The organism is Streptomyces netropsis, from assembly GCF_014203545.1.
GTDB classification, from domain to species: domain Bacteria; phylum Actinomycetota; class Actinomycetes; order Streptomycetales; family Streptomycetaceae; genus Streptomyces; species Streptomyces netropsis.
In genome coordinates, this window is the sequence record NZ_JACHJG010000010.1 from 14,702 (window position 1) to 39,024 (window position 24,323).

Here is a 24,323-nt window from a genome sequence, read left to right on the forward strand (position 1 = left end):
TCTGGGGCGCATCGCCGCCGATATCGCGGGCCAGTACCGTCGAGCCGGACGACGGCTACCGCTTCCTCCGGGCCGTGGTCGGCCGTGTGCCAGGCTTGGTGAACTCCTGGCGAAGGCCTGGAGGGGCAGTGGTTCGGGGATTGTCCGGCGGGCGTCGGCAACGAACGGGTACGCGAATTCCTTACCGATATGTAGCCCGCCCGAGCGAATGCTCGCGAAACGCCCGAGCGATACCCAAGCCTTGAGTGCGTCAATGCTCCCGTTGTGCCATGGAGTTCGGGCGGCCCATGATTCGCTGCCCGTGAAGGGGGATGGGGAGTGGCGGGAAGACATATCTCCTCTCTGCGACTGGCTGCGGCCGTGGGGCTGCCGGTATCGGCGGTGGGGCTGGTGACCGGGGCCCGGTGGCTCAATGCCTACGGGGCCGGTGGCGTGGTCGTGGGCGGGCTGGGCGTGGTGATGGTCCTCGCCGCGATGGCCATCTGGGTGTTCTCGCCCTCGCTGTCCGAGAGCGGGGTGGTGTTCTTCGTGTCGGCCGTCACGCTCGCCGTCGCCCTCGGCGGCGCGTACACAGGCGTCGACAAGTGGGTGCTGTACTCGCGGGGCGTGAGGGCCCAGTGCGCGGTTCTCGACGTCGACAAGCGCGTGGAGACGCACACGACGACCGATGCCCAAGGGTTTTCGAACACGACGACCACGACGTCCTACGACCACCGTCTGCGCTGCGCCGGCGGCCGACCCCGGGACATGACCACGAGCCGGCGCATCGCGGACAAGGGCGAGCGGCTCACCGTCGCCTACGACCCCGACGGACGGGTGGGACCGAGCCCGGCCGGGGAGGTCTCCGACGGTCGTGCGGCCAGGTGGGTTTGCGGGATCGGCCTCGCCGTGACGATCGCCCTCCGCGTCGGTGACGTCCTCGTCCACCGGCGGCGAAAGCCCAGTTGGTACCGGACGAGTGGCTCCGATGCGCCTGGTCGTGTCTGATGCCTCGGCCGAGCGGGGCGCACGAGGGGCGATCCCGGCAGGCGTCGTAGAGCTCGGACGTGAAGGAGTGCTTTCCGTGAGCTGGTATGCGAACTCGCGTACGGCAATGTGGATCTCGGAGCGTCGTTGGAAGAACGCACCGCCTGGCATATGTGGTGGCCGGGGGGGGGGGAGGAGGGTTGCTCAGCCCTACCTCTCTACCTCCGACCTTGGGAGCTAAAGTTCCAATCCGTGGAGACACTACGCCCCCAGGACCCCACGCACATCGGTGCGCACACCGTTCTCGCCCGGCTCGGAGCCGGTGGCATGGGACAGGTCTACCTGGGGAGGTCACCCGGTGGACGGCAGCTCGCGATCAAGGTGATCCGCGAGGACTTCGCCGAGTCCGCCGAGGCTCTGTCGCGGTTCCGACGCGAGGTCGAGACGGTACGAGCGGTACGGAGCGCGTATACCGCCAATCTCATCGACGCCTCGCTGGAGGCTACCCCGTACTGGCTTGCGACCGAGTACGTGCCCGGGCCCACCCTGGTCCAGGCGATAGCCGAGGCTGGCCCGTTCCCGTCCGATACGTGCTTCCGGCTGTTCGCGGCGCTCGCTGAAGCCTTGGCCCACGTGCACCTCCATGGGGTGACGCACCGTGACCTGAAGCCCCATAACGTCATTCTCTCCTCTGTCGGGCCCAAGCTCATCGACTTCGGGATCGCGCGCGGGACCGGGCAGGCCGCCTTCACCCAGGCCGGGACGGCACCCGGCACGCCCGGGTTCACAGCGCCCGAGGTCATCACGCGGAACGATGTCAGCACCGCCGCAGACGTATTCGCGCTGGGCGCGACGATGGCGGCCGTGGCGACGGGACGGCCGCCGTACGGCGAGGGCGCGATGGAGTCCGTCACCTACCGGGTGGTCCACGGCGAGATCGATGTGGAGGGGGTCGAACCGAGACTGGCGGCGCTCATCCGGGAATGCGTGGCCGGCGATCCAGGGCGGCGGCCCGATCCTGCCGGGATCATTGCTCGGTGCGCCGTGACCTCTTCGCTGGCGGACGACCCGGTCTATAGGCCCCTCGCGGGGCTGAGGGCGGAGAGCGTGCCTCCGGTGCGAGGGTATGTGCCTACGCTGGCGCCCGGCGCGCCACAGGCCCAGCCGCAGGGGCACCGATCCCGGCGAACGGTCTGGATCGCGGTCGCCGTTGCCGTGGCGTCCGTCGCGGCCGGGGCCGGGATCGCGACCCAAGTGGTGGGCGACCAGGGGCGGGGAAACGGCGCCTCGCCCAAGGGCACGGGGGAGGCCAGGCCGGCGTCGGCATCGCCGTCCGCAGCCACTGCCGCTGCGCCTCCCAGTGGCTTTGGCAAGGAGCCCGGCTACATCGAGACCACTGCTCCCGTCCGTGACTTCTGGACACCCAAGGAAGGGGCTGGTCATGGTGAGGGTTCGTGCGCTCTGCCAGCCGAGGAGCGCGCCGAGCAATTCCAGTTCTCGATCGCGGACGCGGCGGATCCGGCTGTCACAGAGATGTCCGGCAAAGTGAAGATCTCATTCCGCTTCAAGTACGCAAACGCCGCCACGGGGAAGCCGTACTACCTTGCGGTGGCCGTCAAGCCGCCGCATGAGATCGACCGGGAGACAGGCAAGCCGTTCGAGGGGCTGGTCCAAGGCAACCTCGGCTTGGGCTACACGAGCAAGCCGGTGAACATCATCCCGAAGGACCCGGGCGGCTACGGCTCGGATTTTGTGGAGCTCACCTATCCTGACGACTTCCAGCAGATGTTCCGGGGCAAGCCGTACTCGGCGGCCATCCCCCTCTCGAACGACCCCGGAAACTGGACCGTGCTCTTTCAGCACGTCAAGAGCGCGAAGGAGTACACGAGCATCGCGTGCCACGGATTTGTCGCAAAGTAGCCTGGGCGCGAAACCGAAACCGAGGATGAACCACGGCTGGATGGGGCAAGGTTGACGGGTGCGCAAGCTTTGGGTGGGCGTGGGTGTTGGAATCGGGATGTGCCTGAGCTTCATCGGGCTGCTCGTTCTCGGGGTGTATTCGGCTGCCTGGAAGCTCGGCGGCCCGGGTTCGGGAGCGATTGGGCTGGCCGAAGGCTCGGTCCCGGCCGCCTATCGGTCAATTGTGCAGAAATGGGGCAACTTGTGCCCCGCCCTCAACCCTGCGATCCTCGCCGCCCAGCTCTACACCGAGAGCAACTGGGACCCGACGGCGGAAAGTCACGCCGCGGCTCAGGGCATTGCGCAATTCATCCCCGAGACATGGGCGACGCAGGGGATTGACGGTAACGGGGACGGTAAGCGGAACGTATGGGACCCAGCCGATGCGATCCCTTCGGCCGCCAAGTACGACTGCGAGCTGTCAGGTGACGTGAAGGGCGTGCCGGGGAACGTCACGGACAACATGCTCGCCGCCTACAACGCGGGCCCGTACCGCGTCATCAAGGCGGGCGGTGTGCCGTCGATCAGCGAGACCCAGGGTTATGTGAAATCCATCCGCGATCTCGAGAAGAGCTTCGCGCGCCCCGTCGGGCGGGTGGCGCCCTCGCAGCGGGCGGCCGGGGCGATCTACTTCGCGCAGGAGAAGCTCGGGACGCCCTATCTGTGGGGCGGCGACGGCACCAAGGAGGACAACGGGCGTTTCGACTGCTCGGGGCTGACGAAGGCTGCCTACGAGTCGGTGGGGATCGAGCTGCCGCGTGTGGCGAACGACCAGTGGAACGCGGGAGCCCATCCCAAGCGGGACGAGCTGCTCCCCGGTGACCTGGTGTTCTTCGCGCACAACCTGCAGGATCCGCGCAGCATCCACCACGTGGGGCTGTATGTGGGCGGCGGGTACATGATCAACGCGCCGTACACGGGGGCCGTGATCCGGTTCGACAAAATCGACACACCGGATTACATCGGTGCGACGAGAGTGACCGAAGACGGCGCGAAGGCGTTGCCTCGTACGAACAACGCATGAACGCCGCGCCCTGGGCTGCGACGATGGGTCACCCTTCGATAACGTCCTGGTGATCTTTGGGTTGAGGGTGGAACGCCTGGCCGGATCGAGGCGTTCCATTGGGAGTGGGGAAGCAGCGCCGGGGCTGGGCGCACGGACCACGGGGGTCGGCAGCTGGACGTAGAAACAGGCGACAGATAGGGGCCGTGGGACATGGCTGGACTCGTGATGGGGCATCCCATGCCAGAGGCCAGGGGTGGATCGAACCCCGACGTCAGCCTGCTCTACGACATCAACGGCATCGCGAAGGACGCGCCCAACTGGCTCGACCGGACCATGGAGTTCATCGGCGAGTTCGGCATCGTCCTCGGTCTCGGTGTGCTCATGCTCTTCGCCTGGTGGAGCGTCCGCAAGAGCGAGGACGCGCCCGCCGGGGTCGCCGCGCTGGTGTGGGCTCCGCTCGCCGCCGGGATCGCGCTGCTCGTGAACATCCCGATCCGAGGGTTCGTCAAAAGGCCGCGCCCGTTCGTCGATCACGGCGGGCTGGACGTCCTGGTCAAGGGCAAGACCGACTTCTCCTTCGTCAGCGACCATGCCACGCTGACCATGGCGCTGGGCGTCGGCCTCTTCGTCGCCCACCGGAAGTACGGGCTCGTCGGGATCGGCCTCGCGCTCCTCGAAGGCTTCTGCCGCGTCTACATGGGCGTGCACTATCCGACCGACGTCGTCGGCGGCCTCGCCCTCGGCACGGCCGTCGCCCTGCTGCTCGCCCCGCTCGCGATGATGCTGCTCACGCCGCTGGCCAGGACGGTCGCCGGTTCGCGGGCCGGTTGGCTCGTGCGGTCGGCCAAGGCGCCCCGGCCCGTGATGGCACGGGCCGGGAGCGGTGCCGAGGCCGACGCGGGATTCCCCGAGCACCCCCGGCACCGGGACAACGACCTCGCGGCCTGAGCCCCTTCCGAAGCCGGTGTCACCGTGCCTGTGACGTCACGGTCCCTGTGACGTCACAGCGACTGCGGCGTCACAGTGCCTGCGGGAAGGTGAACAGCCTTCCCGCGTCGTACTTCCCCTTGATCTTCGCCAGCCGGTCCGCCGCGTCCCCGTAGTACGCCTTGCGCCAGTCCTTCAGGCTCGCGTCCGCGTAGTTCTGGTACGCGGCGCCCGAGGCGAAGCGGCGCATCGCCGCGTGCGTGCCGTCCAGCCACGCGGTCTGCTTCGTCCCCGAGCCGCCCGCCGCCCACGAGGTCAGGTACTGCGCGAGGAAGCGCGACCGGCGGTGCACGAAGGCCGTCGACAGCGGCTGCACACGGTTGACCGCCCCGCCCAGCGCCGTCAGCTGGATCGAGCCGCCGCCGCTGCCACCGCTCTTGCCGAATCGTTCCACCTGGTCGAGCAGCGCGCGGATGCCCGCCGCCGGGAGCGAGCGGTCGTAGAAGTCGGAGCGGGCCGCGTACGTCTCCCGCTCCAGTGCACCGGAGGACTCGCGTCCGGGGGTCTTGCCCGGCAGATGGCACTGCGTCTGGGTCTTGTCGCCGCAGCCCGCGTAGGCGCGCATCGAGTCGAGGTAGCCGCGGCGGCGCAGCCCGAGGCCCTTCTTCGGGGCGCTGCCCACCTTGCGCACCAGCTCGTCCAGGGCGTTCTCCAGATCGCCGTACGTGCCCAGGGAGTACGCGACGACGGAGACGCGGGGGGTGCCGCCCGCCGCCACGGCCAGGTCGCACGCGGACCAGATCTCGTCCGGCTGTGTCGGGCCCCACTCCTGCCAGGCGCGGATCACGTCGGCGGCCTTCGCCCAGGGCCAGGAGACGTAGCCGGTCACGCAGTCCGACGCCTTCCGGGTGCGGAAGCGCAGCTCGGTCACGACGCCGAAGTTGCCGTTGCCCGCGCCGCGCAGCGCCCAGAAGAGGTCGGTGTTGCGGGAGGAGTCGCAGTCGACGGTCTTGCCGTCGGCGGTGACGAGGGTGGCGCCGGTGAGGCTGTCGCAGGTCAGGCCGTACGCCCGGGAGAGCACGCCGTGACCGCCGCCGAGGGTGAGACCGGAGACGCCGACGGTGGGGCAGGAGCCGGCCGGGATGGTGGCGCCGTGCGCGGCGAGGCCGGTGTAGACGTCGATGAGCTTGGCGCCCGCGCCGATCACTGCGGTGGAGGCGGTGGGGGTGCGGACCGACTTCAGCCGGGAGACGTCGATGACGAGGCGGTCCGTGCCGCTGGACCAACCCGCGTAGCTGTGGCCGCCGTTGCGTATGGAGACGGGTATGGAGTGGCGGCGGGCGAACGCGAGGCACTGCGCTATGTCGCCGGTGCCGGCGACATAGGCGACCCCGGCGGGGCGCTGGTTGTCGAAGCGGGTGTTGTAGAGCTGGCGGGCGGCCGCGTAGTCGGCGTCGCCGGGACGGACGACACCGCCGGACAGGCCCTTGCCGAGGGCGGTCCAGTCGGCCGGCTTGGCCTTGGAGGCGGCGGTGACCGAGGTGGACCGGCTCGCGTTGGTCATCCGGCCCGGGGTCGCCTGGGTGGTGTCGTCGGCGCACGCCGCCGCCCACACGCCGGCGGCCGCCAGCCCCGTCCCCGTCGCCAACAGCCTGCGCCTGTCCATGGCCATGTCGCCCGCCCCTTGTCGCCCTGTACGTGATGCGCCGCACGTGATGCGCGGTGTACCTGCCTGGACAGATGACGCACGTGGGCGGGCGGTTCCCTGTACGCGGCAGCTATTGGTTTCCCGCCGCCGCGAGGTGGCCGGCGCCGTCCTCGCGGGCGAGGGAGCGGGCGCGGCGGGCGGGTCCGAACCAGCCGCAGCTGCAGCGGGCCGTGCAGAACGACCCTCTCTCGCTCGTGCTGATGTGGTGCTCGGCGGGGTGCTGCGCCGCTCGCCGTGCGGGCGGGGGCGCGGGCTGGTTCGCGGGGGCTGCGTCGGACACGTGACCACGCTACCCGGCCGTGACGGTGACACCCACGCGGTCGTTGAACGGATCGGGGTCCACAGCGTTTTCGGTAGGGGGCTGGCGGTCATGGTGGTGCGAGGGCAAAGACGCAGGGGCGCGGTCGTCGCCACCGCGGTCGCGGGCGGCGTCGCCGTCGTTCTGCTGGCGTCCGGCTGCTCCCCGATGACCGCGGCCTACGAGCCGCAGGGCGGCCGGGGCGGCCGTCCCCACTCCGCCCGGCCGGTCCACGGGACGGGGTCCCTGGCCGACCCGCGCCGGGCGCTCGGCGCCGTGCGCCGGGCCGCCGCCGTCCTCGCCCGGGAGGGCGGCGCGAAGGTCGCGACGTCCATGGAGACCGTCAGCGGCGGCACCCGGCTGACGATCCAGGGCTCGGGCGTCTACGACTTCGCCCGGCCCGTCGGCGAGTTGACGGTGCTGCTGCCCGAGGACGCGGCCGGGGCCGCCGAACACCGGCCGATCACCGAGGTCTTCACCCCGGGCGGGCTGTACATGAAGAACCGCGGGGCGGGGGTGCCCGCCGACAAGTGGGTGCGGCTGGACACGGCCGCGCTCCCCGACGGCAACCTCCTCACGAGCGGGGCCACCGACCCCCTCGCCGCGGCCGAACTGCTCGGAGGCGCCCGCGAGGTGACGTACATGCGGGACGAGCGGGTAGGCGGGGTCCGTGTGGGTCACTACTGGGGGACGATCGATCTCGGACGGGCCGCGCGCGCGGCACCGGCGCGCGACCGGGGGCCGCTCGCCGCGGCGGCGAAAGGGTTCTCCAGCGGCACGGTGGCCTTCGACGTCCTCATCGACGAGCAGGGCAGACCGCGCGAGCTGCGCTACCGGTTCAGCGTCGAGGGCGGAAGGGGCGATACCGGAGACGCCGGCGCGGGCGGCGATCCGGCGGCCGACGGGAGCGGCGCCACGACGGCCACGGCGGTCGCCGCCGCCACGGCTACGGCGGTGCGGCCCTCGCCTTCCGCGGTCCCGATGACCGTCGTCTCGACCGTCCGGCTCTCCGCCTTCGGTACGGGGGTCAGGGTGGGCCTGCCGGCGCCCGGCGATATCTATGCGGGGAAGGTCGGTTCGCCGCAGAAATAGTGCGGCAGGGCGTAGTTGGCCATGGAAATGGTCCATCTGTGCCATGCGCGGAGTGTGTACCGATCACTACGCTGGTAAACCGAGTGCCGGGGGTTCCGGGGCGCGTACCGGGAACGCGCGGCGGGGGCGCGATCGCGGAATCCGTCGGAGGGCAAGCAAAGAATATGTAAAGACCAAAGCGAAGAGCAGAGCGGAAGACCGACGACCCGAGGAGGTGAATCACGTGGCTTCACGACCCGGTTCGTCCGGCGGGCCGGATCCCGTGGCCCTCATCGAGATCGATCTCTACGGTGAGCTGATGATCGCCGCGTCGAGCGTCGACGAGGAGCGGCTCAGTCCGGACCGGATCGACGAGGTGCTCCGCGTCGTTCCTCGCGGGCCGCAGGGGGATGCCGACGGGGGCTGAGCGCGGTGCCCGGCCCCGGGCGCGTGATCACGGGGCTCCGCCCGGTCCGCCCCGGCGTGCGGGTTACGTACGCAGCAGGCGTGCGATGGCCGCGCTGGCCTCGGCGACCTTGGCGTCGATCTCCGCGCCGCCCTTGAGGGCCGCGTCGGCGACGCAGTGGCGCAGGTGCTCCTCCAGCAGCTGCAGGGCGAACGACTGCAGGGCCTTGGTGCTCGCCGAGACCTGCGTGAGTATGTCGATGCAGTAGACGTCTTCCTCGACCATGCGCTGGAGGCCGCGGATCTGGCCCTCGATCCGGCGCAGGCGCTTGAGGTGCTGGTCCTTCTGCTTGCTGTAGCCGTGGGGGCCGGGGTGCTGCTCGGACGCCGCGGCGGGGGCGTCGGCGGCGGGGGCGCCGTGGCAGGGCGCCGCGCCCGACGGGTCGGTGGTGCCGGTCGCTGCGGCTTCCGTGGTCGTCATGGCGTCCTCCGTCGTTCTGCCCGTCGCGGATGTACGTGTCGTGGTGTCGCGGATAGCTGTGCGGCGCTTACTCACGGTGCATGCGCTCGGTATGCGGCGCCTATGCGGTGCGTATAACGGTTCGTATACCCCAAGGCATACCCCCGACGGGTATATGGTACCGAAATTTATTGCCCAAGACGGCCGGAAGGTGGCCTGGAGGCGGTACCGCCTTGGTGAGCACTCTGCCCGATGGGCGACACTGAGGGAATGCCAGTTAGCTGTGGCCGGATGATGCGCCTAGCATCAACGAGACCGAATCCGCTGCACCCCGAGGATCCCACGTGCGCTTTCGTCTGACCCCCAGGGAGACGAGCTTCTACGACATGTTCGCCGCGTCCGCGGACAACATCGTCACGGGCTCCAAGCTCCTCATGGAACTGCTCGGAGCGGACACCTCCGCCCGGGCCGAGATCGCCGAGCGGATGCGGGCAGCGGAGCACGCGGGTGACGACGCGACACACGCGATCTTCCACCAGCTGAACTCCTCCTTCATCACGCCGTTCGACCGCGAGGACATCTACAACCTCGCCTCGTCGCTCGACGACATCATGGACTTCATGGAAGAGGCGGTCGACCTGGTCGTCCTCTACCAGGTCGAGGAATTGCCGAAGGGCGTCGAGCAGCAGATCGAGGTCCTCGCGCGGGCCGCGGAGCTGACCGCCGAGGCGATGCCGAACCTGCGGACCATGACCAACCTCACGGAGTACTGGATCGAGGTGAACCGGCTGGAGAACCAGGCGGACCAGATTCACCGCAAGCTCCTCGCCCAGCTCTTCAACGGCAAGTACGACGCCATCGAGGTTCTGAAGCTCAAGCAGATCGTCGATGTGCTGGAGGAGGCGGCCGACGCGTTCGAGCACGTCGCCAACACCGTCGAGACCATCGCGGTCAAGGAGTCCTGACCCCCGGTGGACACGTTCGCACTCGTCGTGACCATCGCGGTCGCGCTCGGCTTCACGTATACCAACGGCTTTCACGACTCCGCGAACGCCATCGCGACCTCGGTCTCCACGCGGGCGCTGACCCCGCGCGCGGCCCTCGCGATGGCGGCGGTGATGAACCTCGCCGGTGCCTTCCTGGGCAGCGGGGTCGCCAAGACCGTCAGTAAGGGCCTGATCGAGACGCCGGTGGGCGACAAGGGGATGGGCATCCTCTTCGCGGCCCTGATCGGCGCGATCGTCTGGAACATGGTCACCTGGTACTTCGGGCTGCCCTCGTCGTCCTCGCACGCGCTGTTCGGCGGCATGGTCGGCGCGGCTCTCGCGGGAGGCACGACCGTCATCTGGTCGGGCGTCCTCGAGAAGGTCGTCATCCCGATGTTCCTGTCGCCCTTCGTCGGGCTGATCCTCGGCTATCTGGTGATGGTCGTGATCATGTGGATGTTCCGGAAGTCCAACCCGCACAAGGCCAAGCGCGGCTTCCGGATCGCGCAGACGGTCTCGGCGGCGGGCATGGCGCTCGGCCACGGTCTCCAGGACGCGCAGAAGACCATGGGCATCGTGGTGATGGCGCTGGTCATCGCCGATGTGCAGGACGCGGGCGCCGCGATTCCGGTCTGGGTCAAGATCGCGTGTGCGCTGACGCTGTCGCTCGGCACGTACGCGGGTGGCTGGCGGATCATGCGGACGCTGGGGCGCCGCATCATCGAGCTGGACCCGCCGCAGGGCTTCGCGGCCGAGACGACGGCGGCGTCGGTCATGTACACGGCGTCGTTCATGTTCCACGCGCCGATCTCGACCACGCACGTCATCACCTCCGCGATCATGGGCGTGGGCTCGACCAAGGGCCCCCGCGCGGTGCGCTGGGGCGTCGCGAAGAACATCGTGATGGGCTGGTTCATCACCATGCCGGCCGCCGCGCTGGTCGCCGCGTTCAGCTACTGGATCGTGTACCTCGCGTTCGGCTGACCGCAGCCCCCCCCCGCGTGAGCGGAGCAGAAAACGAACGGGCCCGCCCCCTGGTAGTCACAGGGGGCGGGCCCTTCGCCTTGCGGCGGCACCGCCATGCAGCGCCGCAAGGCGGCTCGGAGGGGGACCGGCTATCCGAAGCGGCCCGAGATGTAGTCCTCCGTGGCCTGCACCGAGGGGTTGGAGAATATGCGCTCGGTGTCGTCGATCTCGACGAGCTTGCCCGGCTGGCCGACTCCCGCGAGGTTGAAGAACGCCGTACGGTCCGAGACACGGGCCGCCTGCTGCATGTTGTGCGTCACGATGACGATCGTGAAGCGCTCCTTCAGCTCCCCGATCAGGTCCTCGATGGCGAGGGTGGAGATCGGGTCCAGCGCCGAGCAGGGCTCGTCCATGAGCAGGACCTGCGGCTCGACGGCGATCGCGCGGGCGATGCACAGACGCTGCTGCTGGCCGCCGGAGAGGCCCGCTCCCGGCTTGTTCAGCCGGTCCTTGACCTCCTTCCAGAGGTTGGCGCCCTGGAGGGACTTCTCGACGATGCCGTCCAGCTCGGCCTTGCGGACGCGGCCGCCGTTGAGGCGGACCCCCGCGGCGACGTTGTCGTAGATCGACATGGTCGGGAAGGGGTTCGGCCGCTGGAAGACCATGCCGACCGTGCGGCGCACGGAGACCGGGTCCACGCCGGGGCCGTAGAGGTTCTCGTCGTCCAGCATCACCTTGCCCTCGACGCGGCCGCCGGGGGTGACCTCGTGCATGCGGTTCAGGGTGCGCAGGAAGGTGGACTTGCCGCAGCCGGAGGGGCCGATGAAGGCCGTCACGGAGCGGGGTTCGACGGTCATCGAGATGTCCTCGATGGCCTTGTGGTTGCCGTAGTAGGCGTTCAGGCCGCCGACGTCGATGCGCTTGGCCATGTGAATCAACTTCTTTCGTAACCGCGTCAGCGGCCGGTTTTCGGGGCCTTCCAGCGGGCGATGCCGCGGGCCACCAGGTTCAGGATCATGACGAAGGCGATGAGGACCAGGGCCGCTGCCCAGGCGCGGTCGTAGCTGGCCTCGTTGCCGGCCGCCCACTGCTCGTAGATGTAGTACGGCAGGGAGGACTGGGCTCCGTCGAAGGGGTTGTTGTTGATCACCTGGGAGCCGAACACCAGGAGCACGATCGGGGCGGTCTCACCGGCGATGCGGGCGACCGCGAGCATCACACCGGTGGCGATGCCGCCGATGGCGGTGGGCAGGACGACCTTGAGGATCGTGCGCCACTTGGGCACGCCCAGGGCGAGGGAGGCCTCGCGCAGCTCGTTGGGGACGAGCTTGAGCATCTCCTCGGTGGAGCGGACGACCACGGGCATCATCAGGATCGACAGGGCCATCGAACCGGCGAAGCCGGAGTAGCCGAAGTCGAGCATGATGATCCAGAAGCTGAGGATGAACAGACCCGCGACGATCGACGGGATGCCCGTCATGACGTCCACGAAGAACGTGACGGCCTTCGCGAGCCGGCCGCGCCCGTACTCCACCAGGTAGATGGCGGTCAGCAGGCCGATCGGGGCCGAGATGGCGGTGGCGATGCCGACCTGCTCCAGGGTGCCGATGATCGCGTGGTAGACGCCGCCACCGGGCTGGATGGTCAGGACACCGGACATCGAGTGGGAGAGGAAGCCGCCGTCGAGGACCTTGGAGCCCCGGGCGACGGTCTCCCAGACCAGGGAGATCAGCGGGACGACGGCGAGCAGGAAGCAGACCCACACCAGGCTGGTGGCGAGGCGGTCCTTGGCCTGCCGGCGGCCCTCGACACGGGCGGCGAGGGCGTACATCCCGACGACGAAGAGCAGCCCGGCGATCAGGCCCCACTGGATCCGGCTGCCGAGCCCGGCGCCGATGCCGATGCCGACGGCCACGGCGGCCGCGCCGAGCGCGAGGGCCGGCGGGGTCCAGCGCGGCAGGCGGGGCTGGCGCAGGGTGTACGGGCGCGGGGCGCCGTCGGCGACCGGCGGCTTGTCCATGGTCACGCTCATGCCGTGTACTCCTTGCGGCGCGCGATGATCATCCGGGCGGCGCCGTTGACCAGCAGGGTCAGCACGAACAGCACCAGACCCGAGGCGATCAGGGCGTCCTTGCCGATCTCACCGGACTCCTTGAAGCTGCTCGCGATGTTCTGAGCGAACGTTCCGCCACCCGGGTCGAGCAGGCTCGTGTTGATCAGGAAGCTCGGGGACAGGACGGTCGCGACCGCCATCGTCTCGCCGAGGGCGCGGCCGAGGCCGAGCATCGAGGCGCTGATGACGCCCGAGCGGCCGAAGGGAAGGACCGACATCCGGATGACCTCCCAGCGCGTCGCGCCGAGCGCGAGCGCGGCCTCCTCGTTCATCCTCGGGGTCTGCAGGAAGACCTCGCGGCTGACGCTGGTGACGATCGGCAGGATCATGATCGCCAGCAGGATGCCGATGGTGAAGAGGGAGCGGGCGGCACCGTCGTGGTACGCGAAGATGCCGGTCCAGCCGAGGTAGTCGTTCAGCCAGCTGTAGAGGCCGCCGAGGTGCGGGACCAGGAACAGGGCGCCCCACAGGCCGTAGACGATGGACGGGACGGCGGCGAGCAGGTCGATGACGTAGCTCAGCGGCGTCGCGAGCTTGCGCGGCGCGTAGTGCGAGACGAAGAGCGCGACCCCGATGGCGACGGGCACGGCGATCAGCATCGCGATCAGCGAGCTGACGACGGTGCCGAAGGCCAGCACCGCGATGCCGAAGACCGGCGGGGTGGAGTTGGCGCTCCACTCGAAGGTGGTGAAGAAGTTGCCCTCGTTGTGCGAGAGGGCGTTCACGGCCCGCACGGCGAGGAAGGCGGCGATCGCGGCCATGATCACCAGGAGCAGGATGCCGGAGCCGCGGGAGAACCCGAGGAAGATCCGGTCACCGGGGCGGGTGGCCGACTTCGCCTGCTCGGCCGGGGCCGGGGCGCCTGACAAGGGCGGCGGGGCTGCTGAAGTTGCGGGAGTTATGTCCATTTTGTATCCACGGGTTCTCCGGTCTGCGGAGCCGGCTTCGGCTCCTGGCGCGGCGGTGCACCGGATGATGCGGCCGGCCCCCGGGAGCGAGGGCCGGCCGCACCTGGTCAGGAGAGGCTCGCGACGTTCTCGCGGACCTTCGTCGCGATCTCGGCGGGGAGCGGGGCGTAGCCCATCTCCTTGAGGACGGCCTGGCCGTCCTCGCTCGCGATGTAGGTCAGGAAGGACTTGGTGGCGGGCAGGGTCTCGGCCTTGTTGCCCTTGTCACCGACGACCTCGTACGTCACCAGGGTGATCGGGTAGGCGCCGTCGGCCTTGGTGGCGTAGTTGAGCTTGAGCGCGAGGTCCTTGCCGGTGCCGACGATCTTCGCCTCGGCGATGGCCTTCGACGCGTTGTCGGAGCTGGCCTCGACCGGGGCGGAGGCTCCGGTGTTGAGCTTCACCGTCTTGATCGAGTTGGCGGTGGCGTAGGAGAGCTCGAAGTACGAGATCGCGCCCGCGGTCTGCTTGACCTGCGAGGACACACCGGCCGAGCCGTCGGCGGACTGGCCGCCCTTGGCCTTCCACGCCTTGGCGGGCTCGTACGGCCACGACTTGTCGGCGGTGGCCTTGAGGTACTTGGTGAAGTTGTCCGTGGTGCCCGACTCGTCCGAGCGGTGGAACGCCTGGATCTTGAGGTCGGGGAGCTTGGCGCCCGGGTTGAGCTTCTTGATCGCCTCGTCGTTCCACTTCTCGATCTTCGAGTCGAAGATCTTGGCGAGGGTGTCCGCGTCCAGGACCAGGTTGTCCACGCCGGGGACGTGGTAGCCGATGGCGATCGGGCCGCCGAGCAGCGGGAGGTTGATGCCCTGGCCACCCTTGACGACCTGCTTGGACTTCGTGACCTCCTCCGGCTTGAGCGCCGAGTCGGAGCCCGCGAAGGCGGTCTTGCCCTGGAGGAACTCCTGGATGCCCGCGCCCGAGCCGGTGGGCTTGTAGTTGATCTGCACGTCCTTGCAGGCCGCCATGTAGTTCTTGACCCACAGGTCCATGGCGTTCTTCTGCGCGGACGAGCCCGAGGCCAGCAGCTGGCCCTTGCCCTCGCACTTGATCTTGCCGGCACCCTGCGTGTTGCCCCCGCCGGTGGAGCCGCCGCCGCTGTTGTCGTCCGAGCCGCACGCGGTGAGTACCAGGGCACCGGAAACGGCGATGGCGCCGAGGGCGACTGCGCGGAGTCGGTTCTTACGCTGAAGCTTCACTTTCGGGTGTTCCTTTCGGGAGCCGCCGCGAGGCGGCGTGCGAGAGGTCGGTGGTGCTGTTCCGCTGAGCGGCCAGCCGGCCTGCCCCGTAGCTGATTCTGGGGTCTGACCTGCTGATTCATCGTGTTCGGCGGTACGGGGGCGGCCCTTGTTCGGCCGTTCGGCTCGCACCTTCCACGGTCGAAATTAGGCAGAACAGGTGAAGCGGTCGATGGGGAAGAGTGAACGGGAGGTGAACCTCGGCCGTCAGTGTGGTGGCCCTGACCGGGGGGCCGGTTTCCGGCCGAGTCCGTGAGAGATCTCTATCGGTTTTCGATCCTCCGTGGCACCATCCGTTCCTCGTGTGACGGCATGTCAGGCGTGGGGGCGGAAGTCGCGGAGGTGTCCTGTGAGGCGGAACGGCGGCGTGGTCGCGGGGGCGACGGTTGGTCGTACGGGCTCGGTGGCGGTTTTCGGCCACACCCGAGGCAGACGTACGGCCGTGGCGACCGCGCTCGTGTGCGCGGTCGTGACGGGCATGATCGTCACGCCGGGCGTGGCGTACGCGGACCCCAGCCCCCCGCAACGGAGCCTGGAGGACGTCCACAGGGAAGTGGAAGACCTCTACCGCAAGGCGGAGGCGGCCACGGACGCCTACAACGCGGCGAGCGAGGCGCAGTCCCGCCAGGAGAAGTCGATCGTCGAGATCGCCCGCTCGGTGACCGCGGCCCAGGAACGCATGGCCCGCCTCAAGAACCAGGCCGGAGCCCTGGCCCGCTCCCAGTACCGCGCCGGCGGCATGCCGGACGGCGCCCGGCTCTTCTTCGACGCCTCACCCGACTCCTTCCTCGACGGCGTCTCCCTCGCCCACAAGGGCGAGCAGGCCACCCGCGGACTCCTCGCCCAGGTCGCGGTCACCCAGAAGAAGCTCGACGGCTACGCGAAGGCCGCCGACGAGCGCTGGAAGAAGCTCGACGGCGAGCGGAAGAAGAAAGAGGACGCGAAGAAGGAGGTCGAGACCCGCCTCAAGGACGCCAAGCGGCTCGAGGAGCGGCTGGAGGAGAAGGAACGGGAGCGGCTGCGCCGGATCGAGGAGGAGCGCGCCCGGGAGGCCCAGCGCCAGTGGCTCGCCTCCGAGCCCGTGAAGAGCGTCACTCTCAAGGAGGCGGGCGCGGGTACGAGCGCCTCGACCACGGAGGGTGGCCGAGCGGTCGCCTTCGCGACGGCGCAGATCGGCAAGAACTACGTCTGGGGCGCGGTGGGCCCGGACACGTTCGACTGCTCCGGCCTGACCCTCAGGGCCTGGGAGGCCGCCGGGCGGGCGATCCCCCGCACGTCACAGGAGCAGTGGCGCCTGCTCCCGAAGGTCGACATCAAGGACATGCGCCCCGGCGACCTGGTCATTTACTTCAAGGACGCCAGCCATGTGGCCATGTACGTGGGCGACGGCACGATGGTGCACGCGCCGCGGCCCGGCCGGCAGGTGACGTTGGCCGGAGCGGGGTCCATGCCGATCCTGGGCGTGGTGCGGCCGGGGTAGTGGGGGGGGACCCACGGGTCTTTTCTTTCCCCCCCACCGGCAGGAGGGGGCGGGTCGGAGGGGGCCTTGTGCGGGGCGTAAGGCGAAGCGGCCCCACACAAGGCCCCTGGAGGCCCGACACCGACCTGTCACGGCCCCGCGCAGCGGACACGGCCCCGCGCCAGCGGAAACGGCCCCGCGCCAGCGGAAACGGTGCCGCGCCAGCGGAAACGGTGCCGCACCCGGCAACGGTCAAAGCCCCCGCGCAGCGGAAACGGTGCCGCACCCGGCAACGGTCAAAGCTCCCGCGCCAGCGGAAACGGTGCCGCACCCGGCAACCGTCAAAGCCCCCGCGCAGCGGACCCGGCAAAGGTCAAAGCCCCGCGCAGCGGAAACGTGACCGGGGCCACGTCCACCTGACGGACGGCAAGTCCCCCCGCCGCGTGATGTTTGTCATTGGTCGTTTCGCCCCCCGCACGCCAAATGCCATGCGGGGCAAGGCATATGACAGCGGTCATTGGCTCCGTGCCATTCCGTTGGCCCAAGCCTTGCCGCTAGGGTCGCGTTCGGCGCCCGCCGGTCGGTGGGCGCTGTGCCCTCGGGGGGTGGGAAGGAAGCCGAAACGATGCCCGTACCCGCGCCGAGCCCGGCGGAGCAGCCCGCCGTGCTGCCCGACGGCGGGCTGACCCTGCTCGTGATCGAGGACGACCCCGGCGGGTCGCTGTCGTTCACCGAGCTGCAGGGCACGGCGGGCAAGCCGGTCCGGGTCCGTACGGCCCGTAATCTCACCGAGGCCGAGCGGCTGCTCACCGACGACGTGCAGTGCATCCTGCTCGATCTGGACCTGGCGGGCGTGGAGTGCCTGCCGGGGGAGACCGACGACGGGTTCGAGACGCTGCGCGCGGTGCTGGGGCTCGCGCCGCGCCAGGCCGTGCTCGCGCTCATTCCCGAAGGGGACGCCGAGCGTGCGGCGGAGGCCGTGCGGGTCGGGGCGCAGGACTATCTCTTCCGCGACGAACTCGACGCGCGGGTGCTCAGCCGGGCCATTCGCTACGCGGTGGAGCGCAAGCGCGCGGATCTCGCGCAGTGGCAGCTCACCGAGTCGCGGCTGACCGCGCAGGAGAACGCCCGGCTCGAGCGCGGCCTGCTGCCGACGCCGCTGCTGGCGGGTTCCGATCTGCGGTTCGCCGCCCGCTACCGGCCGGGCCGCAGCCGGGCGCTGCTCGGTGGTGACTTCTACGACACGGTCCGTACCCCCGACGGCACGGTGCACGCGATGATCGGCGACGTCTGCGGCCACGGCCCGGACGAGGCGGCGCTCGGTGTGGAACTCCGCATCGCGTGGCGCGCGTTGACGCTGGCCGGGCTGTCGGGCGACGAACTGCTGTCCACGCTCCAGCAGGTGCTGGAGTACGAGCGCGCGGACGAGGAGATCTTCGCGACGCTGTGCACGGTCGACATAGCGCCGGACGGCCGACGGGCCGGGCTGTGCCTGGCCGGACACCCGGCCCCGCTGGTGGTCCGCTCCGGGCACGCACCGCATCTGCTTCCGCAGGAGGACGGCGGTCCGGCGCTGGGTCTGCTGCCGCGCGCCCGCTGGCCCCGCCGACAGGTCGAACTCGGCGGCGCCTGGAGCCTGATGATGTACACCGACGGCCTGATCGAGGGCCGGGTCGGCGAGGGGACGCAGCGGCTCGGCCAGGAGGGCGTGGTGGAGTTGATCACCCGCCAGGTCAAGGAGGGGCTGCGCGGTGAGGATCTGCTGGACGCGGCCGTGACGGAGGTGCGGGCGCTGAACGGCGGCGAGTTGACGGACGACCTGGCGGTGCTGCTGCTCGACTGGGGCTAGGCCCCGACCGGGCGTGTCCGCGACGTCGCGCCGCCCGCCCGCCCTAAGAGCGTGACCCGTGAGGCCGGTGCGTGCGATCGCGAGGCGTACGGCAGCCCTTGTGCCGGGCGTGCGCGAGGGTAGCCCGCGAAGATCGACCGGACGCGCCTAGCGCCTGCCGTACGGGCCGCCCCCGCCGCCGCGGGGCTTGGGCCAGCTGCGACGGCCGTTGATCTGCTTGAGGGACGCGCGGACGTCCACGTAGTAGACGATGGTGGCGATGAGGCCGGCGAGGATGAGCAGGAACCCCAGCCGGCCGAAGACCCCCGCCAGCGAGGCCCATCCGCCGCCCAGGTAGCGGGCGGACGGCAGCCCGGAGACGAGGGCGGCGAGGGCCGTGACGACGATCCAGAACCGCTTGGTCTGCTTGCCGATCGCGCGGAAGGCGTCCTCGCGGGTGGTCGCGGCGTCGACGACCGCGGCCAGGGCGAACAGGCATAGCACGCGGGGAAGCCATTCCCCGAGCCAGTCCAGTGCGCTGCCGAACCCGTCCACCAACACGCGGCTCACCTCAAGGTCGTTTCATCGCGGACGCTTGCGCGCCACCGTACCCGGAGAACGGTCCGGGCACGCGGCACGCGCCCCCGGACCGCTGTGGAGCGCCTACTCGCCGGTCTTGGGGTCGGCCTTCTTCGCGGCGGGCTTGCGGGCGGTGGTCTTCTTCGCGGCGGGCTTGGCGTCGTCCTGGGCCGCGGCGTCGGAGTCCTGCGCGGTCTCGGTCTGCTCGCCCTTGGCGGCCTGGCCGTCGGTCTGCGGCTCGCTGTCCGGCTCGATGGCCACGGCGATCTCCGCGACCTCCTCGGCGGCCTCGCCGCGCCAGGTCTTCACGGCTCCGCGGCCGCGGTCGGCCAGCTGCTCGAACTTCTCACCGGCGGCGGCCGCGAGGCCGACGGCCTGCCCGACGCCCTGGAGCGTCAGGTCCTGCGCGGTCTGGCCCAGCTTCTTCAGATCGGCGTCGAAGGTCCCGATGATCTCGGTGAACTTGGTGCTCACCGTGGTCTGCACCTCCTTGGCCTGCTGCGTCACCTTCTCCTGGACGGCCTTGGGGTCGGTCTTGCGCAGCTTCTCGATGCGCTCGGGCGCCTCGGTGACGAGCTGCCCGAGCTTCTCGGCGGTCAGATCGGCCGCGCCGGCCGCGGCGTAGGCGGTGTCGGTGGCGGCCTTGCGGATGTCTTGGGCGATGGCCATGGCGATGGTCTCCCGGATCAGCTCGAAGGTGTGCCGGCGTCTTTGCCGTCGTCGTCCGTCGCGAGCCCGTTCTCCTTGCGGAAGGACTCGTAGATCTGGAGCAGCACGTGCTTCTGCCGCTCGTTGATCGAGGGGTCGGCGAGGATCACACTGCGGACCTCCGCCTCTTCCCTGTCCCGTTCGTCGAGGATCCCGGCCTGTACGTACAAGGTCTCGGCGGAGATCCGCAGCGCCTTGGCCAGCTGCTGCAGGATCTCGGCGCTCGGCTTGCGCAGGCCGCGCTCGATCTGGCTGAGATACGGGTTGGACACTCCCGCGGCGTCGGCGAGCTGGCGCAGGGTCAGCTGCGCGCTGCGGCGTTGTTCCCGCAGGTACTCACCGAGGTTGCCGACGTTGAGTGATGCCATGGAGTCGATGCTGCCGCACGTTGCTAACTTTTGCAAGCACCTGCTTGCAAAAGTTAGCCGGAGCTGTCTGTGGCTGAGTGTGCCTGGCAGCGATAGATGTCACTTCGCAGCACCACTGTCACCAGCTGGCCTGATGTGCGGGGTGCAGGGGTGCGGCAGCGCCTCCGCAGGCCCCCTCTCCATGGCCCGTAGTGCGAGGAGCCGGCACGCCGTGTCACTCGACGAGCCAGTGAGTGATCATCCGGACGAGCTTCGCGAGGAAGCGTATGCACTCGAAGACCGGACGCACCTCCTCCAGGCCGCGCCGCGCGCTCCGGGCGACCATCCCTATCCGTTCCCAGCGAGGCTGACAGGGTCCCGGTCTGCCGCAAGAGCTGAATGGATCCCGCCTGAATCTGACATCGTCAGATAGCCCACGGCGAGCCTCGGCGAGGCAGTCGCAGCTACCCGCGACGTCCTCCGGTCCACCACCGGCGCCGCGGGGCGGACGGCGACTGCTCTGGGCTCGTCGGCGCCGCCGGCCGCCAAGAGGTGGCCGCGTCGCCCAGCGCGGCCGTACGGATCGCCGTCCAGTCCTCGCCACGCCACCAGTTGAACAACTCCACCGTGCTGATCACCTTCACCGGCAGCGACTCCAGCGAGGCGACGAACTCCGGCCGCGAGTACAACTCCGCCGTTCTCTCCGACGGGTGCAGCTTGTGCTGATGGTTGACGATCAGCACACCGTCGGAGACCGGCTCGTCCGGCCGCAGCTGCGGCCAGGTCTCCAGATGCCTTGGAGGTACCCGACTAGGTGCTCCTGCGCGGGCCCGTAAACGCCCTTGACCTCCACCAGGCGCGCCGATACACCTTCGGCGCTGACGAGCAGGTCGGCGGACTTCGTACCGCCGAGCTGCTCGTCCGGATCGACGGCATGCATCCCGGCGTCGGCCAGGACCTGCGCCACCGCGTTGACCAGCTCGGAGCCGCTCCCGTGCAGCAGCCCGTACCGCACCGGCTCCGCCTTCTCCTTGGCCTCCCGCAGCGTCCGCTCCAACTGGCGTTTTTCGTCAGCGTACTGCGCCTCCAGGTCGTCCAGGGTCTGCCGAGCGGTCTGTTCACCGACGCTCTGCCGATCGGGGTCGACGAAGTACGGCGACCGCGCCCTACGCAGTACATCGGGCACGTGCTCCGGCAGCGCCCGATGGGCCAGCCAGCCCAGCACGTTGTCCCAGCTGGTGCCGTCCGGGATCACATACCAGCGTTGGCTGCCCGCAGGTGACGTCCATGCTGCGACCACCGGGTCTCCCAGGGCGTCGACCAGGATGGGGTCCGAAGCGCCTTCGGCAGGGTGGTCCTCAGAGCCGGAGCCATCGCCGCGCTCCAGGTGCACGCCGCGCAGGTGCAGGATCCACCAGGGGGAGCCTTCCGGACGGGTCGGCAACCGAATCGCCAGGTCCCGGTCAGCTCCGCTCAGGTCCGGCGCGATCTGGGGTCGCGTCCCGGCGGGAAGGCGCTGCCCGCCGACGCTCGACCACGCTGAGCGTGCCCGCCTGGTCGGGTCGGCGAACCTCTGAGAGGGCACTCAGTTCGAGCGGGGCCTGAGCAGCCCCTCGGCAAGGGTGTCCGCCAGATCGCGGGGAATGCTCGATCCCGTCAGGGCGCAGTAGACGATCGGGCCGACGAGGGCGTCGATCGTGGCGTCGAGGCCGAGTCGGGGTGAGACCTCACCGGCGTCGATCGCGCGCGCGAGCATGTCTCGCTCTTGGTCACGGCGTGGACCGAGATAGCGCGTGTGAAAGCTCTTGGCCGTGTGGGGATCGTGCTGCGCCTCGGCGATGAGCGCGAGCAGGACCTTGCCGGCGGGGTCGTCGGTGAGGAATCGCGCGAAGTCGCCGAGGTAGCCGCGGATGCTCTCTGCCGTGGGCCTCTCCGTCGGGACGGGGAGGCGTTTGTCGCTGTCCTCGATGAGCGTGTCGAGGAGGATCTCGACCTTCGAAGGCCACCAGCGGTAGATCGTCTGCTTGGCGACGCCGGCGCGACGCGCGATCGCCTCGACGGTCAGAGCGCCGAAGCCGTGCTCGACGAGCAGATCGTCTGCGGCGTGAAGCACGGCGAGGCGTGCGGCCTCGTCGCGCCTGCTGCCGGCGCGCGGCCTGCGGGGCTGAGGGCTGGCTGCGGGCATGGGAGACACCCTACCCAGTGGCAGCCCTTGGAGTGTTGTATGGACGCAACGGTGCGTCTACTCTAATTTTCCTACCGTGAAGGGGTGTCATATGTCCGCCACGTCCCACCGCAAGGCCCTCGTCATCGGAGCCTCTCGAGGGTTAGGGCTCTTCCTCGCCGACGAGCTCGCTCGACGCGGCTGGCGCGTCATCGCCACGACGCGCCAGGACGTCGGCGAGTTGCCGGCGCATGCTGAAGCCTGGAACGGGCAGCTGACGGTCGAATCGCTGGAGATGACGAGCTCCGACCAACTGGCCGCGCTGCGCGAGCGTCTGGAAGGCGAAGGCTGTCGACTCGATCTGCTCTTCGTCAACGCTGCGATCGACCGAGGGAATCTGCCGATCCATGAGGTCTCGACCGACATGTTCACGGACGTGATGATCACCAACGCATTGAGTCCGCTGCGCGCCCTTGAGGCCCTCCGCGGACTCGTCGCGCCCGGCGGGACCGTCGCAGTCATGTCCTCCGACCAAGGCAGCATCTCGCGGAACACCGAGGGCGGCTACGAGCTCTACAAGGCCAGCAAGGCCGCGCTCAACCAGCTGATGCGCAGTTATGCCACCCGCCACGCGGAGGACGGACAGACCAAGCTGCTCATCGACCCCGGCCACAATCGGACCCGGCTCGGCGGGCCCGACGCGCCACTCGCCCCCCAGGAGAGCATCCCAGCCGTCGTCGACGTCCTCGAAGCGCAAGCCGGTGCCCCCGGCCTGCGGTTCTTGGACCGCCACGGCAAGAGCGTCCCGTGGTAGAGCGGAGCGGCGTTCTCAGCTGATCACGACCCTGAACCAGTGGGGGCCGGCCAACGGGCCAAGCAGAAACCTTGGTTGACCTTCACCTTGGGGGAGGCCACAGCATCGGTGGGGCCGGGCGATGTGCCCGGCATGAGGAGGAGAGCGGGCATGGGGTTGCTGACCATCGGGGCGTTCGCGAAGGCATCCCGGCTGTCGCCGAAGGCGCTGCGCCTTTACGACGAGCTCGGCCTGCTGACCCCCGCTCGCGTCGACCCGGTGACCGGCTACCGCCTCTACGCACCGGAACAACTGGACCAGGCCAGGCTGGTCGCCTGGCTCCGGCGCCTGGGGATGCCCCTCGCCCGCATCCAGCACGTCTGCACGCTGGAGGCAGGCCCGGCGGCCCAGGAGATCCGCGCGTTCTGGGCCCAGGCCGAAGCCGACACCGCCGCACGGCGAGGTCTGGCCACCTTCCTCATCGACCACCTGTCCTGGAAGGACCCCGCCATGTCAGCGATCGCCGAGCCCCTCGGAATCCGTTACGCCGCACTTTCCGACACGGGCCTCGTCCGTGAGAGCAACCAGGACACCGCCTACGCCGGGTCCCGCCTGCTCGCCGTCGCCGACGGCTACGGCAGGGAAGGGGCCCCCGCGAGCGCGGCCGCCGTCGACGTGCTCAAGCACCTCGAAACCGACAGCATCCCGGCAGGCAATCTCCTCAACGCCCTCGAAGACGTATTCGACCGGGCCAAGCAGGCCGTGCACGACGTCGCCGGGGCCGGTTCCTCCCCCGAAGAGGTCGGCACGACACTCACCGCGATGCTCTGGACCGGATCACAACTGGCCCTCGTCCACATCGGCGATTCCCGCGTCCATCTCCTGCGCGGCGGAGAGCTGTTCCAGATCACCCACGACCACACCATGGTGCAGTCGATGGTCGACGAAGGACGCATCAGCCCGGAAGAAGCCGCCTCCCACCCCCAGCGGTCGCTGCTGGTACGAGCCCTGGGGCAAGGAGCCGATGCCACCCCCGACATGCGTCTGCACGATGCGCAGCAGGGAGACCGATACCTGCTCTGCTCCGACGGTCTGTCCACCGTCGTGCCGACCGAGGAAATCCACCGGGTGCTCGCCGGGATCACGGAGCCCGAGCAGGCGGTCCGCGAACTCGTCGCCCTCGCCAACGGCTCCGGCGGCCCCGACAACGTCAGCTGCGTGGTCGCCGACGTCGTGGAGCTCCATCAGTAGGGGTGAGCGGCAGGCGCGTCGCGTTGCACGAGGTCCGCTCTCGGGAACTCATCCGTGATGCCGGCGAGTACCGACTCGCCCAGCACGCCAGGAGAGCGGGACCGGGCTCCCCGGGCCGTGCCGCCGCGTACGCCGACGGCACGG

At 69.7% G+C, this 24,323-nt stretch carries 25 protein-coding genes; 13 read left to right on the plus strand and 12 right to left on the minus strand.

Annotated features, from left to right (window positions below; translation table 11 throughout):
* The first annotated feature begins 318 nt into the window (after positions 1-318).
* The 4 genes from FHS38_RS22585 (at position 319) to FHS38_RS22600 (ending at position 4,879) form a co-directional block, all read left to right on the plus strand.
* Positions 319-987, plus strand: a complete 669-nt coding sequence (locus FHS38_RS22585) for a hypothetical protein (protein ID WP_184736186.1) — start codon at positions 319-321, stop codon at positions 985-987.
* Between the two features lie 231 nt (positions 988-1,218).
* Positions 1,219-2,886, plus strand: a complete 1,668-nt coding sequence (locus FHS38_RS22590; RefSeq protein WP_184736188.1) for a serine/threonine-protein kinase — start codon at positions 1,219-1,221, stop codon at positions 2,884-2,886.
* Between the two features lie 58 nt (positions 2,887-2,944).
* The gene (locus tag FHS38_RS22595; RefSeq protein ID WP_308433509.1) at positions 2,945-3,949 is read left to right on the plus strand and encodes a C40 family peptidase; all 1,005 of its coding nucleotides are present in this window, start codon (positions 2,945-2,947) and stop codon (positions 3,947-3,949) included.
* A 219-nt stretch (positions 3,950-4,168) separates the two neighbouring features.
* Positions 4,169-4,879, plus strand: a complete 711-nt coding sequence (locus tag FHS38_RS22600; protein ID WP_184736190.1) for a phosphatase PAP2 family protein — start codon at positions 4,169-4,171, stop codon at positions 4,877-4,879.
* Positions 4,880-4,949: 70 nt separating this feature from the next.
* Here FHS38_RS22600 and FHS38_RS22605 read toward each other — a convergent pair whose 3' ends face one another.
* Both FHS38_RS22605 and FHS38_RS22610 read right to left on the minus strand, forming a co-directional pair.
* Positions 4,950-6,524 carry an FAD-binding oxidoreductase gene (locus FHS38_RS22605; RefSeq protein ID WP_184736628.1) on the minus strand — a complete coding sequence of 525 codons (1,575 nt, stop codon included), beginning with the start codon at positions 6,522-6,524 and terminating at the stop codon, positions 4,950-4,952.
* Between the two features lie 112 nt (positions 6,525-6,636).
* Positions 6,637-6,846 (minus strand): hypothetical protein, encoded by a 210-nt coding sequence (locus tag FHS38_RS22610; RefSeq protein ID WP_184736674.1) that lies wholly within the window; start codon positions 6,844-6,846, stop codon positions 6,637-6,639.
* A 90-nt stretch (positions 6,847-6,936) separates the two neighbouring features.
* On the opposite strand from FHS38_RS22610, the gene FHS38_RS22615 reads away from it, so the two are divergent.
* Both FHS38_RS22615 and FHS38_RS22620 read left to right on the plus strand, forming a co-directional pair.
* Positions 6,937-7,956, plus strand: coding sequence for an SCO4651 family lipoprotein (locus tag FHS38_RS22615; protein WP_184736192.1), 1,020 nt, complete (start codon positions 6,937-6,939; stop codon positions 7,954-7,956).
* A gap of 223 nt (positions 7,957-8,179) precedes the next feature.
* Complete coding sequence (locus FHS38_RS22620; protein ID WP_184736194.1) at positions 8,180-8,362, plus strand: hypothetical protein; 183 nt, start codon at positions 8,180-8,182, stop codon at positions 8,360-8,362.
* 63 nt (positions 8,363-8,425) lie between these two features.
* Here the strand turns inward: FHS38_RS22620 and FHS38_RS22625 are convergent, their stop codons facing one another.
* Positions 8,426-8,821 (minus strand): metal-sensitive transcriptional regulator, encoded by a 396-nt coding sequence (locus FHS38_RS22625; RefSeq protein WP_184736196.1) that lies wholly within the window; start codon positions 8,819-8,821, stop codon positions 8,426-8,428.
* A 323-nt stretch (positions 8,822-9,144) separates the two neighbouring features.
* Between FHS38_RS22625 and FHS38_RS22630 the strand changes: the two genes are divergently transcribed.
* Both FHS38_RS22630 and FHS38_RS22635 read left to right on the plus strand, forming a co-directional pair.
* The gene (locus FHS38_RS22630) at positions 9,145-9,765 is read left to right on the plus strand and encodes a DUF47 domain-containing protein (RefSeq protein WP_116213255.1); all 621 of its coding nucleotides are present in this window, start codon (positions 9,145-9,147) and stop codon (positions 9,763-9,765) included.
* Between the two features lie 6 nt (positions 9,766-9,771).
* Entirely contained in the window at positions 9,772-10,770 is a 999-nt protein-coding gene (locus FHS38_RS22635) for an inorganic phosphate transporter (RefSeq protein ID WP_184736198.1), read from the plus strand.
* Between the two features lie 131 nt (positions 10,771-10,901).
* On the opposite strand, the gene pstB is transcribed toward FHS38_RS22635, so the two are convergent.
* The 4 genes from pstB to pstS all read right to left on the minus strand — a co-directional run bounded on the left by pstB (position 10,902) and on the right by pstS (position 15,011).
* Entirely contained in the window at positions 10,902-11,681 is a 780-nt protein-coding gene (gene pstB / locus FHS38_RS22640; protein WP_184736200.1) for a phosphate ABC transporter ATP-binding protein PstB, read from the minus strand.
* Positions 11,682-11,707: 26 nt separating this feature from the next.
* On the minus strand, positions 11,708-12,784 hold the full coding sequence (gene pstA, locus FHS38_RS22645) for a phosphate ABC transporter permease PstA (RefSeq protein ID WP_184736202.1): 1,077 nt from the start codon (positions 12,782-12,784) through the stop codon (positions 11,708-11,710).
* Complete coding sequence (pstC, locus tag FHS38_RS22650; protein ID WP_184736204.1) at positions 12,781-13,773, minus strand: phosphate ABC transporter permease subunit PstC; 993 nt, start codon at positions 13,771-13,773, stop codon at positions 12,781-12,783. The genes pstA and pstC overlap by 4 nt, the downstream gene beginning before the upstream one ends.
* Positions 13,774-13,880: 107 nt before the next feature.
* Entirely contained in the window at positions 13,881-15,011 is a 1,131-nt protein-coding gene (pstS, locus tag FHS38_RS22655) for a phosphate ABC transporter substrate-binding protein PstS (protein WP_184736206.1), read from the minus strand.
* A gap of 481 nt (positions 15,012-15,492) precedes the next feature.
* Between pstS and FHS38_RS22660 the strand changes: the two genes are divergently transcribed.
* Together FHS38_RS22660 and FHS38_RS22665 are read left to right on the plus strand one after the other, a co-directional pair.
* Positions 15,493-16,530, plus strand: coding sequence for a C40 family peptidase (locus FHS38_RS22660; RefSeq protein ID WP_229822127.1), 1,038 nt, complete (start codon positions 15,493-15,495; stop codon positions 16,528-16,530).
* A 604-nt stretch (positions 16,531-17,134) separates the two neighbouring features.
* Entirely contained in the window at positions 17,135-18,358 is a 1,224-nt protein-coding gene (locus FHS38_RS22665; RefSeq protein WP_184736208.1) for a PP2C family protein-serine/threonine phosphatase, read from the plus strand.
* A 147-nt stretch (positions 18,359-18,505) separates the two neighbouring features.
* Here FHS38_RS22665 and FHS38_RS22670 read toward each other — a convergent pair whose 3' ends face one another.
* The 3 genes from FHS38_RS22670 to FHS38_RS22680 all read right to left on the minus strand — a co-directional run bounded on the left by FHS38_RS22670 (position 18,506) and on the right by FHS38_RS22680 (position 19,992).
* Positions 18,506-18,898 carry a DUF2516 family protein gene (locus FHS38_RS22670; protein ID WP_184736210.1) on the minus strand — a complete coding sequence of 131 codons (393 nt, stop codon included), beginning with the start codon at positions 18,896-18,898 and terminating at the stop codon, positions 18,506-18,508.
* Positions 18,899-19,000: 102 nt separating this feature from the next.
* Entirely contained in the window at positions 19,001-19,585 is a 585-nt protein-coding gene (locus FHS38_RS22675; protein ID WP_184736212.1) for a hypothetical protein, read from the minus strand.
* Between the two features lie 17 nt (positions 19,586-19,602).
* Complete coding sequence (locus tag FHS38_RS22680; protein ID WP_184736214.1) at positions 19,603-19,992, minus strand: helix-turn-helix domain-containing protein; 390 nt, start codon at positions 19,990-19,992, stop codon at positions 19,603-19,605.
* 531 nt (positions 19,993-20,523) lie between these two features.
* On the opposite strand from FHS38_RS22680, the gene FHS38_RS22685 reads away from it, so the two are divergent.
* Positions 20,524-20,697: a hypothetical protein gene (locus FHS38_RS22685; RefSeq protein ID WP_184736216.1), complete on the plus strand. Its 174-nt coding sequence runs from the start codon at positions 20,524-20,526 to the stop codon at positions 20,695-20,697.
* A 10-nt stretch (positions 20,698-20,707) separates the two neighbouring features.
* Here FHS38_RS22685 and FHS38_RS22690 read toward each other — a convergent pair whose 3' ends face one another.
* Positions 20,708-21,415, minus strand: coding sequence for a hypothetical protein (locus FHS38_RS22690; RefSeq protein ID WP_184736218.1), 708 nt, complete (start codon positions 21,413-21,415; stop codon positions 20,708-20,710).
* 141 nt (positions 21,416-21,556) lie between these two features.
* On the minus strand, positions 21,557-22,156 hold the full coding sequence (locus FHS38_RS22695) for a TetR/AcrR family transcriptional regulator (RefSeq protein WP_184736220.1): 600 nt from the start codon (positions 22,154-22,156) through the stop codon (positions 21,557-21,559).
* A gap of 91 nt (positions 22,157-22,247) precedes the next feature.
* Between FHS38_RS22695 and FHS38_RS22700 the strand changes: the two genes are divergently transcribed.
* Both FHS38_RS22700 and FHS38_RS22705 read left to right on the plus strand, forming a co-directional pair.
* A complete protein-coding gene (locus FHS38_RS22700; protein WP_184736221.1) occupies positions 22,248-22,949 on the plus strand; it encodes an SDR family NAD(P)-dependent oxidoreductase in 702 nt (233 codons plus the stop codon).
* A gap of 150 nt (positions 22,950-23,099) precedes the next feature.
* Positions 23,100-24,179 carry a MerR family transcriptional regulator gene (locus FHS38_RS22705; RefSeq protein ID WP_184736223.1) on the plus strand — a complete coding sequence of 360 codons (1,080 nt, stop codon included), beginning with the start codon at positions 23,100-23,102 and terminating at the stop codon, positions 24,177-24,179.
* Positions 24,180-24,323 lie beyond the last annotated feature (144 nt).